General features: G+C 72.2%; 7 protein-coding genes and 1 rRNA gene. 5 read left to right on the forward strand and 3 right to left on the reverse strand.

Features of this window, described 5'->3' with window-relative positions:
* The first annotated feature begins 106 nt into the window (after positions 1–106).
* Together DP939_RS37060 and DP939_RS37065 are read left to right on the forward strand one after the other, a co-directional pair.
* Positions 107–1,297 (forward strand): MFS transporter, encoded by a 1,191-nt coding sequence (locus DP939_RS37060; RefSeq protein ID WP_113985491.1) that lies wholly within the window; start codon positions 107–109, stop codon positions 1,295–1,297.
* 75 nt (positions 1,298–1,372) lie between these two features.
* A complete protein-coding gene (locus DP939_RS37065) occupies positions 1,373–2,722 on the forward strand; it encodes a hypothetical protein (RefSeq protein ID WP_113985492.1) in 1,350 nt (449 codons plus the stop codon).
* Here DP939_RS37065 and DP939_RS37070 read toward each other — a convergent pair.
* The gene (locus tag DP939_RS37070; protein WP_113985493.1) at positions 2,719–3,168 is read right to left on the reverse strand and encodes a hypothetical protein; all 450 of its coding nucleotides are present in this window, start codon (positions 3,166–3,168) and stop codon (positions 2,719–2,721) included. The two genes, DP939_RS37065 and DP939_RS37070, sit on opposite strands and share 4 nt — an antisense overlap.
* A 53-nt stretch (positions 3,169–3,221) precedes the next feature.
* Here DP939_RS37070 and DP939_RS37075 point away from each other — a divergent pair, with 53 nt between their 5' ends.
* On the forward strand, positions 3,222–4,091 hold the full coding sequence (locus DP939_RS37075; protein WP_113985494.1) for a hypothetical protein: 870 nt from the start codon (positions 3,222–3,224) through the stop codon (positions 4,089–4,091).
* Here DP939_RS37075 and DP939_RS37080 read toward each other — a convergent pair.
* Both DP939_RS37080 and DP939_RS37085 read right to left on the reverse strand, forming a co-directional pair.
* Positions 4,070–4,735 (reverse strand): helix-turn-helix domain-containing protein, encoded by a 666-nt coding sequence (locus tag DP939_RS37080; RefSeq protein ID WP_113985495.1) that lies wholly within the window; start codon positions 4,733–4,735, stop codon positions 4,070–4,072. The two genes, DP939_RS37075 and DP939_RS37080, sit on opposite strands and share 22 nt — an antisense overlap.
* 9 nt (positions 4,736–4,744) lie before the next feature.
* Positions 4,745–5,794 carry an AI-2E family transporter gene (locus DP939_RS37085; protein WP_113985496.1) on the reverse strand — a complete coding sequence of 350 codons (1,050 nt, stop codon included), beginning with the start codon at positions 5,792–5,794 and terminating at the stop codon, positions 4,745–4,747.
* A gap of 211 nt (positions 5,795–6,005) precedes the next feature.
* Between DP939_RS37085 and DP939_RS37090 the strand changes: the two genes are divergently transcribed.
* Both DP939_RS37090 and DP939_RS37095 read left to right on the forward strand, forming a co-directional pair.
* On the forward strand, positions 6,006–9,911 hold the full coding sequence (locus DP939_RS37090; protein ID WP_113985497.1) for a BTAD domain-containing putative transcriptional regulator: 3,906 nt from the start codon (positions 6,006–6,008) through the stop codon (positions 9,909–9,911).
* 409 nt (positions 9,912–10,320) lie between these two features.
* A 16S ribosomal RNA gene (locus tag DP939_RS37095) occupies positions 10,321–10,736 on the forward strand; the annotation flags it as partial.

The raw sequence follows: 10,736 nt of genomic DNA on the forward strand, positions 1-10,736 counted from the left end.
TGCCTCCCATAACCCCGTTGTGCGATCAGTTCATCACGTAGCGTTACGATCTGCTGTAACAGGTGACGGCATGTCGCAACATCAAGGGTCTTTTTAGGGGATCGCCATGCAGCAGCGGCCGGACCGGCGCGGCGCCGCGCGCAACCTCGCGCTGGCCACGGCGGCCTTCGCGCTGACCTTCTGGGCATGGAACCTCATCGGCCCGCTGTCGGCCGGGTACGGCAGGCGGCTCGGCCTGTCCCCGACCCAGGTCTCCGCGCTCGTCGCCATCCCCGTGCTGGTCGGCTCGCTCGGCCGGATCCCCGCCGGGGTGCTCACCGACAGGTACGGCGGGCGGCTGATGTTCGCCGCCATCTGCTTCGTCTCGATCGTGCCCGTGCTGTTCGTCGGCTGGTCCACGTCCTTCACCACGCTGCTGGTGTGGGGGTTGCTGCTCGGCGTGGCGGGCACGTCGTTCGCCGTCGGCATCCCCTTCGTCAACGCCTGGTACCGCCCGGAGCGCCGCGGCTTCGCCACCGGTGTGTTCGGCGCGGGCATGGGCGGCACCGCGCTGTCGGCCTTCCTCACCCCGCGGCTGACCGAGTGGATCGGCCGCGGCTGGACGCACCTGCTGATGGCCGTCGCGCTGGCGGCGATGGGCGTGGTGATGCTGGCGTTCAGCCGCGACTCCCCGGCCTGGCACCCGGCCGGCGGCCCGGCGCTGCCCGCGCTGCGCGAGGCCGTCCGGCTCAAGGAGACCTGGAAGTGCGCCGCCCTGTACGCTGTCGCCTTCGGGGGCTTCGTGGCGTTCTCCACCTATCTGCCGACGCTGCTGGAGAACGCCTACCACTTCGCGCAGACCGACGCGGGGCTGCGCACGGCGGGCTTCTCCGTCGCGGCGGTGCTCGCCCGCCCGGCCGGTGGCATGCTGTCGGACCGGATCGGGCCGGTCAAGGTGCTCGGCGTCGCCTTCGCCGGGGTCGTCGTGCTCGCGCTGGTGCTGGCCCTCCGGCCGCCCGCGGAGTTTCCCGCGGGGCTGAGCTTCGTGCTGATGGCGCTCTTCCTCGGGCTCGGCGCGGGCGGCGTGTTCGCGCTCGTCGCCAAGGTCGTCGAGCAGTCCAAGGTCGGTACCGTCACCGGCCTGGTCGGCGCGGCGGGCGGGCTCGGCGGATACTTCCCGCCGATCGTGATGGGAGCGGTGTTCGCGGCCACCGGGACGTATACCATCGGATACCTGCTGCTGGCGATCACGGCCCTGGTCGCCCTCGCGTACACATGGGTGGCCTTCCACACCCGCGAACCTGCTCATCGGCTGTGAATTCCGCGCCGATCCACGCCGTTTCGCGGCTCACGTGGCTGCCAGGGGGTCAGGTCCGGCAGGCTATGGAGGGTCATGGACTACGCAATTCTCACGGGGGCGGTCCTCGTCACCGGGGTCGTGCTCGCGATCGTCGCCCAGTGGAAGAAGTGGCGGCCCTTGCTGCTCGTCGTGCTCGCCATCGGGATCGGCTTCCGCGTGCTGATCATGGTGACGTCGGCCATCGACACCTGGCAGCCGGTCGACTTCGTCAACAGCTTCAAACCGGCGGGCGAGGCCGTCCTCAACCGCCAGGACCCGGTGCTCGGCAGCAACGGCGGCTGGCACTTCCTGCCCACCATCCCCTACGTCTACGGGCTGCTGCTGTGGCTGGGCATCCCGTGGGAGTTCGCCGGGCGGCTGGTCACCGTGGTGGCCGACGTCGTGCTGATCCCGCTGGTGGGCAAGCTGGCGGGCGGGGAGAAGGCGTCGCTGCGGGCCTTCCAGTACGCCTGTAACCCGCTGGGCATCCTGGTGGCCTCGGTACACGGCCAGGTCGAGCCGGTGGCGCTGGTGTTCGGCGTGGCGGCGTTCGTCGTCGCCCGCGGGCCGGGCGACCCCGAACGCGAGGGCCTGAGCGCGAGCTTCACCGACTTCTACCGCCGCGGCCGGGCCATGCTGGCCGAGAAGGGCCTCGGCGGCTCGCTGCGGGTCGTGCTGGCCCCGCATCCGGGCGCCAACCGCAGGGCCGTCTACGCGGGCCTGCTGATGGGGCTCGCGCTGTGCGCCAAGAGCTGGCCCATCTGGCTGATCCCCGGCATGCTGCTGCTCCTGCCCGGCGTACGCGCCCGCATCATCGCCCTGGTCTGCACCGGCGTCCCGCCGCTGTTCTTCCTGGTCACCCTGCCGATCTTCGCGGGCACCTCGCTGAGCCAGCTGCCGGAGGTCATCCGCGTCATCCAGGACATCCGGCCGATCGTCGGCGAATGGGGCTACAGCGCGATCATCCACGAGGGCTACTGGACCCTCGACCCGCCGCTCGCCAAGTTCGGCACGTACCTGATCTACGCGACCGTGGTGCTGATCTGCCTGCTGTGGCGCAGGGCCGACCCGGTCGACCTGACCACCGCGATCCTGCTCGGGTTCATGGTGGTCACGCCCCGGCTCGGCGCCCAGTACCTGCTGTGGTTCATGCCGTTCCTGGTCGCCCGGCCCACGAGGTTCGCCTGGTTCGCGATCATCGGCACATCGCTGTGGGCGGCCGTCGGCTACGCCTGGCTCACCCAGTGGACCTCCACCGAATGGTCGCTGCGCCACTCGCCGTGGGCGATGAGTTCCATCGTGCTGCTGCCGATCCTGGCCGCCGCGATGCCCTGGGCCCGCCGCCACCCATGGCGCAAGCGGACCGGTGACGCGCTGCGCTCGTCGGCCGCCGCGACCCCCTAGCCGGGCGGCTCTGCCGGCTCGGGTGTACGTGGCGAACCGGTCACGATCACCCGGATCAGGTGGCCGTGGGTGGCGTATCCCGGCGGGTCGCCGGACAGCACGCCCGTCACACAGTCGAAGGTCCGCGGGCCGGTCTGCCGTACCAGGAAGACCGGCTCGGCCACCGTCGCGAGCAGCCTGATCACCGCGCGGTGCAGGTCGATGCCCGCCAGCGTCAGCCTGGGCCGGGCCCGCACCTCGTAGCAGCCGTCCGGCAGCAGCCGCTCGGCCACGATCTGCCACTCCACCGCCTGCCGCAACCCCGGCAGCAGGTACACGTGCGGGTCCTCGGTCACCCACCCCGGGCGGCTCATCGCCGCGAGCAGCGTCCGCACCGGGGGCGCGAGCGCCTCGCCGTCCGCGATGCCGGTGAAGCGCTGGTCGATGTCCCACCGTCGGCGTTCCACGCGTCCGATTCTTGCAAGACGGGCGGGGTGGGGCACAGGCTAGCGTCGGCCACATGAAGGTATTGACCACGGAGGCGTTCGCTCGGGCCGAGCGTCACATCATGCTCAACGCGCGGCTCATCGACCGGCTTCGCTTCGCCGCGCTGTTCGGCGACGGTACGGCCGGGCCGGTGCTCGCCGCGCTGCGCCTGTACCAAAACCCCGACGGCGGCTTCGGCAACGCCCTCGAACCCGACCTGCGGGGCGCCGGCAGCCAGCCCGAGCCGGTCGAGGTCGCCCTCTGGACGCTCGACGAGCTGGACGCCCTCGACGACCCGATGGTGCCCGCCGCCTGCGGCTACCTGAGCAGCGTCACCACGCCGGACGGCGGCGTGCCGTTCGTGCTGCCCAGCGTCCGCGACACGCCGCACGCCCCCTGGTGGCAGACCCCCGACGACCCGCCGGGCTCACTGGTGCCGACCGCCTCGATCGCGGGCGTCCTGGCCGCGCACGGCGTGGAGCACCCCTGGCTCGGCCCGGCCACCGCGTTCTGCTGGGAGCGCCTGGCCGCCGTGACGGAGACCACCCCCTACGAGGCCAGGGCCATCGTCAACTTCCTTGAGCGGGCCGCCGACCGCGAGCGCGCCGACCGCGAGTTCGCCCGGCTGCGGGAGGCCATCTCCGCCACCGTCACCTACGACCCCGACGCCAAGGGCGACGCCCACTTCCCGTACGACTTCGCGCCCCGGCCCGGCCGGCTCCCGCTGTTCGACGACGCCGTGCTGGACCGCCACCTGGACGCGCTGATCGACGCCCAGCGGCCCGACGGCGGCTGGGGCTTCGACTGGCCGGAATGGACGCCCGCGGTCGGCCCCGAGTGGAACGGCCTCATCACCATCGCCCGGCTGGTCACCCTGCGCGCCTACGGGCGGCTGAGCAACTGACCCAGCGGCATCCCGGCCAGCCTGCGCACCTCGTTGGACAGGTGCGCCTGGTCGGCGTACCCGCTCACCGCGGCCACCTCCGCCAGGGCCCGGCCCTCCCCGGCCATCCGCAGCGCGCGCTGGAAGCGCACCACACGCTGGAGCGTCTTCGGCCCGTAGCCGAACGCCGAGTGGGTGCGCCGGTGCAGCTGGCGTTCGCTCAGGCCCAGCTCTCGGGCCACGTCGCCGATGCGCCCGCCGTCGGCCAGGGCTCGCGCGATCGGGCGCGCGGCGCGGTCGGGCGGGGGCGTGCCGCGCAGCCGTACCGCCATGGCCCGCACCAGGTCACCGGGCTCGCGAACGCCGAGATCGGGCAGGTCGGCCAGCGGCACCCGCAGGTCGCGCAGCTCGGCGACCGGCACGCCCAGCGCCTCGCCCACCGCGCCCGGCAGGAACCGCAGCCCGTGGTAGACGTCGCCGGGCGTCAGCCGCACCGGATGCGGCCCCGTGTCCGGTCCGGCGACCTGCGGGCCTGAGGGGCCCCACATCACGTCGACGCAGCCGTCCGGCACCACCGGCTGGGTCGCCTCCTCGGTCACCACCCGCGACCACAGGCAGGCCACCCGCCCGGCCAGCGCCGGGTGCGGAGGCCGTTCCTCGTACATCCCACCAGGTTATGCCGGGTCCTTGCGTTTCAGGTCCGGTGGCGGCCTGCCGGAGATGAACGCGGCGGCCCAGGTCGCCGAAGGGTCGCTGTCCACCAGCAGCGCGCGGGTCAGCAGGCTCAGCGGAATCGCCAGGATCGCCCCCAGCGGGCCCAGCACGAACGTCCAAAGGATCAGCGAAAGGAACGTCATCGTGGTGGACAGTTCCACCGCGTCGCCCAGGAACTTCGGCAGGATGAACGACTGGGTGACCACGTTGATCGCCCCATAGGTGAGGATCACCCCCAGCATCGTCCGCACACCGCCGTCCAGCAGCGCGAGCATGGCGGGCGGCACCAGCCCGATGACGAAACCGATGTTCGGAATGTAGATCGTGATGAGCGACAGCACGCCCCACAGCAGCGGCAGCGGCACCCCGAGCAGGGAGAGCGCGATCACGTTGAGCGTCGCGTTGAGCAGCCCGAACACGGTGGAGACCACGAGGTACCGCCGGGTCCTGCGGGCGAACGTGGCAAGGGCCTTGGCCAGGCCGGGCAGCCGGTCGCTGCCGGTGCACATGATGTGGGCGAACGCCACCGAGTCCAGGCACATGGTCAGCACCAGCACCACGATCAGGAACAGGCTCGACGCCACTCCGACCAGCCCGGAGAACAACCCCTGCACCAGCCCGAACACCTGGCTCGGGTCGAAGGACTTGACGGCCTGGTTGAGCTGCTCGTTGCCGTACCCGAACCGGGCCGCCAGGCGTCTCAGCTCCTCGGTGAGGGCGGTGAACTCGTCGGAGTACTGCGGGATGAGGGTGGCGAGCTGGGCCACCGACACCGTCAGCACGGCCAGCATGCCGAGCAGGACCAACAGCACCACCAGCAGCGGCACGGCCACCTGCACCCATGTCGGCGCGCCCCAGGCGGCCAGCCGCCCGCGTACCGGGGCCACCGCGATCACCAGCACCAACGCCAGCAGCACCGGCCCGGCGATGGAGGACACCGCCTTGATCCCGGCGAGCGTGATCACCGCCGCCGCGGCGCAGCCGAGCACCACCAGCGCACGCGGGCGCACCGGCGGCGCGCTCCGCCCATCGGTTCCCGCTCGATCCACCACACCGCTGTACTACCCCTCAGGAATATTTCACCGCAGTTCGTCGAGGCGCTTGCGGGGCGGCCCTGGAGCGAGTGAAATCCCACCTATGTGGGAGTTCGGAGTCCTTGGCCCCATCGAGGTCCGGGGAAAGAACGGCCCTTTCCGATTCGATGATCCCCGTCAGCGTGAGGTGCTGGCGCGTCTGCTCGCGGCACGCGGCGCCGTGGTGCCCGTCCAGCTCCTGATCTCCGACGTCTTCCCCGGCGAGCCCGCGGGCGACGCGCCGGCCGCGCTCCAGGCGTGCGTCACCGGGCTGCGCCGCGTCCTTGAGCCCAACACCCTCGCCAGCCTCCCGCCCGGCTACGCGCTGCGCGCGGCGACGGTGGACGCGGAGGAGTTCGAACGGCTGGTCCGCACGGCGTGCGCGGTACCGGACATCGACCGGGCGCTCGCGCTGTGGCGCGGCTCGCCGTACGCGGACCTGGCCGCACGGCCCTGGGCGGCGGCCGAGATCGCCCGCCTCACCGAACTCCGCCTCCAGGCCCGCGAGCAGCGCCTGGGCCTGCTCCTGCGGCACGGCGCGGCCACCGAGGCGGTCACCGAACTCCGCGAACTGACCGCCCGCCACCCCTACCGCGAGTCCCTGTGGTGCCTGCTGGCCATCGCCCTGCACCGCGCCGGACGTCCCGCCGACGCGCTGTTCGCGGTACGGCTGGCCTGCGACGTCATCAGCGACGAACTCGGCGTCGAACCGGGCCACGAACTCCGCCGCCTGGAGGCCGAACTCGGCATCGACGCCCCGCGCATCGACGAGTCGGCCCTCCGCATGGAACTCACCCCCACCACCCGCGCCCCCGACCCCCGCGACCCGCTGATCGGGCGCGAACCCCACCTGTCCGCCCTGCTCCGCCTCGCCGAACCGGCGGCCGGGCCCGCGGTGGTGGGGCCGGTGGTGATCGTGGGGGAGCCGGGCATCGGGAAGACCCGCCTGCTCGGCGCGTTCGGCGACGTCCTCGGGCGGCGCGGCTCGTCGGTGGTGGAGACCTCCTGCACACCCGACACCGCGGCACTGCACGCCTGGCGGCAGATCCTGTCCCGCGACGCCCCGGCCCGGCTCCCCAAGGCCGCCCGCCGCCTCTTCACCGACGGCGCCACCCCCACCACCCCCGTCCCCCACCCAACCCCGCCTTGCCCACTCGGCAGCTCCGAGCCCCGACCTGGCGGCGTGCCCGGCCCCTGGGACGCCCGCCGGTCGTTCGCCGAGGGAGCGCCCCCCACGCCCGCTGGCCCCGCGACTCACCCCGCCCCGCCATATCCGCCCAGCGGCCCTGAGCCCCCACCTGGCCCCTCGGACGCCCGACGGCTGTTCGCCGACGGGGCGCCCCCCATTTCCTCTGACAGGGTGGCCTCCGAGCCCGCGCGGCCCGGCAGCCTGACCGGCCCCTCGGACGATCGCCGGCTGTTCGCTGAGGGGGCGCCTCCCATGCCCGCTGGCATTGCGGCCTCTGAGTCCCCGCCGTCCGACGGCGTGACCCCCTCGGATGACCGTCGGTTGGGCGCTCCGCCGTACCCGCCTGGGGGCGTGGCCGGTCCATGGGACGGCGTTGACGTGGGACGGCCGTGTGACGACGCGCGGTACGCGATGTTCGCCGCCGTCACCGAGCATGTCGCGGGCCTGGCCGAGGAGCGTCCGCTGCTGCTGGCCATCGACGATCTCCAGTACGCCGACCAGACCACCCTCGACCTGCTCGCGTACGTCGCCGCCGCGCTGCCCGCCGCGCGCCCCGCGCACACCGTGGTGCTGGCCGCCGCCTCGGCCTCCCGCGCGTTCGGGACGACCCAGATCGCCCCGGACGGCCTGGACGCCACCGAGATCGAGGCCATGGCCCTGGCCATAGGTCTGCCCGTCGCCAGGGAGACCGTCAATGAGATCGCCAAGGGCACCGGTGGCAACCCCCGCTTCGCCAGGGAGGTCCTGCGCTGCGCCGCGTACGCGCCGGACGAGGCCAAGACGGCGCGCGCCGCCCTGGAGGACGGGACGGCCGGAGCGGTACGGCAGGGCCTGGCCCGCCTGCCCGCCCCGGTCCGCGAGACCCTGGCCGCCGCCGCGATCATCGGTGCCGACCTCGACCCCGGCCTGATCGCCGAGGTCGCCGACCGGTCCCAGGAACAGGTGGGCGAGGCGCTGGACCTCGCCTTCGTCCTCGGCGTACTCACCCGCGGGCCCGACCTCGGGCTGCGGTTCGCGCACGAGACCGTCCGCGACGTCCTGCGCGCCGGGCTCACCGACACCGAACGCGCCCGGCTGCACCGCTGCGCCCTGAACACCCTGGCCGCCCGCCCCGGCACCTGCTCGGCCGTGGCGGCGTACCACGCGTTCGCCGCGCTGGAGAGCACCACCCGGCACTCCAGGCGGTTCCTCACGGTGGTGGACTCCGGCGCGCGCTCGGCGGCCGTCCGCTGGGCGGTCGCGGCGGCCAGGGAGTCCTCGGCGCGGCTGGCGTCCGGCGACGCGGTGCGCTGGTGGTCGCGGGCGGCAGAGGCGTACCGCGGACCTGTACGTGAGCTGGCCGACCTGTGGCTGGGCCAGATCGCGGCACGGCTCGACGCGGGCGATGTGGAGGGCGCCCGGCGTACCCGCGCGGACGCTCTCGACCGGATCGAGAACGACCTCACCGTACGAGATGATCCGCTGCTGAAGGCCCGGCTGCTCACCGCTCTGGACGCGCCCGCGGTGTGGACGCGCCTGCCGTACCGGGAGGTCGAGCCCCGGCTGGTGAACCGGCTGGAGCAGACACTGGCGGCCCTGCCGTACGGGGACTCGCCGATCCGCTGCCGAATGTACTCCGAGCTGGCCAGGGAACTGCACGGCATCGCCCGCCCGGACCGCTGCGAATCACTCGCCCACGAGGCGGCCGAGATGGCCCGCCGGATCGGCCGGCCCCGCCTGACGGCCTCGGTGCTCCAGGACCGCCTGCACTCGGCCGCGCAGAGCGGCGACACGGTGACGGCGGAGCGGCTGGCGCACGAGCTGATCGGCCTCGCCGACGCAGCACACCTGCTCGGCTACGGCCTCGCGGCCCGCCTCGCGGTCGTACCGCTGCTCGCCGAGCGCTACGAACTCGCCGAGGCCGACCGCCAGGCCGCCGAATGCGAGGCACTGCTCGTCCGGGTCCCGCTTCCGGGCGCGGCCCGCCTCCTCGCGCTGTGGCACTCCACCCGGGCGATGCTGGCGGGCCGTCCGATGACGGGGGTACCGCGGCAGGCCGACGAGGGCGACGACGCTGTCCCGGGCATCGGCCTGGCCATGCCGAGTCGTTCCGCCGACCCGGTGGACGACTCGCCATCGACCTTCCGGCGACCTACCGCTTCGGGCTCCGGCCCGCCCGTGCCAAGTCACTCCGCCGAGCCGGCCCTCACATCGGCCTCCAAGCCGTCTCTCGTGACAAGCCGTGCGGCGGACGGGTCGGGTGCTGGGGGCGACCTGCTCGCCGACGTCCCGGACGAGGGCATCGGCGACATGGCAGGCGGTGTGATGGGTCACACCCATGGCGGCACCTTCCGTGACGCCGGGGCCCATGGTGACCACAGCGGCCTCCCCGGCGATGTGCTCGGTGACGTGCTCGGTGACATGCTCGGTGACATCGAAGGCGCGCACGTGGACCTGGCCGCCTACCATCGCGACGGCCGGAGCGACCCCGCGCTCATGAGCATCCGCCGCCGGGTACTCCCGCAGGCGCCCCCACCCGCCGACGCCCTCGCCGGTGACCCCGGACCACCACCCGGCTCCACCCACCCCACCGGCTGGGCGTGGCTAAGTCTGACCTGCCTGGAGGCGCAGTCCCACGTCGCCGCGGGCGACACCGAGGCCGCCGTGCTCACCTTCGCCACCCTCGTCCCCTACGCCGACCGCCTCGCCACCGGCCACGGCCTCCTCCCCGCCGGACCGGTCGGCTACCACCTGGGCCGGCTCGCCCTCCTGCGCCGCCGCGACGACCAGGCCCGCGCCTTCCTCCGGGACGCCCTCGACCGTTGCGCCAGAGCCGGTCTGCCGAACTGGGAACGCCGGATCCGCTCGGCGCTGGCGTCGATTTGACGCGCTGTGGCGGCACACGTAATGTTCACGGAGCCCGAGGGTCCTCGGGGCACCCCACCTGATCAAGCTAGGCGGGTGTCGCCCTGTGGGTCGGGGCGTTTGCACAATCTTGAGCGAGGCCGGCGGATTTGACGCAGATCGGAAAACGCATAAGATTGAAGCAAGCAAAAAGAAATGGTCTTCAAGCCCCGAAGGGCTGGATCGGCTGGTCTGATCTGGTTCGGCGGTGTACGCGCCCGTTTCTTGAGAACTCAACAGTGTGCTAAAAGCCAGTGCATGTACGAATTACATGTATGACCCCGTCACTCCCGCCTTATTTGGTAGGGGTGGTGGATTCCTTTGAACGAGACACCGATTGTGCCCTTTAGCCGGGTGGGTGTCTCGCACAGGATGATGGTTCTTCAAGCATTGTTTGGAGAGTTTGATCCTGGCTCAGGACGAACGCTGGCGGCGTGCTTAACACATGCAAGTCGAGCGGAAAGGCCCTTCGGGGTACTCGAGCGGCGAACGGGTGAGTAACACGTGAGTAACCTGCCCCTGACTTCGGGATAAGCCTGGGAAACCGGGTCTAATACCGGGTATGACCTGCGCCTGCATGGGTGTGGGTGGAAAGATTTTTCGGTCGGGGATGGGCTCGCGGCCTATCAGCTTGTTGGTGGGGTAGTGGCCTACCAAGGCGACGACGGGTAGCCGGCCTGAGAGGGCGACCGGCCACACTGGGACTGAGACACGGCCCAGACTCCTACGGGAGGCAGCAGTGGGGAATATTGCGCAATGGGCGGAAGCCTGACGCAGCGACGCCGCGTGGGGGATGACGGCCTTCGG

The organism is Spongiactinospora rosea (assembly GCF_003315795.1).
Taxonomy (GTDB): Bacteria; Actinomycetota; Actinomycetes; order Streptosporangiales; family Streptosporangiaceae; genus Spongiactinospora; species Spongiactinospora rosea.

Coding starts and splice junctions, on each gene's coding strand:
- DP939_RS37065 (WP_113985492.1), top strand. CDS start 1,373: ATGGACTACGCAATTCTCACGGGGGCGGTCCTCGTCACCGGGGTCGTG.
- DP939_RS37080 (WP_113985495.1), bottom strand. CDS start 4,735: ATGTACGAGGAACGGCCTCCGCACCCGGCGCTGGCCGGGCGGGTGGCC.
- DP939_RS37060 (WP_113985491.1), top strand. CDS start 107: ATGCAGCAGCGGCCGGACCGGCGCGGCGCCGCGCGCAACCTCGCGCTG.
- DP939_RS37075 (WP_113985494.1), top strand. CDS start 3,222: ATGAAGGTATTGACCACGGAGGCGTTCGCTCGGGCCGAGCGTCACATC.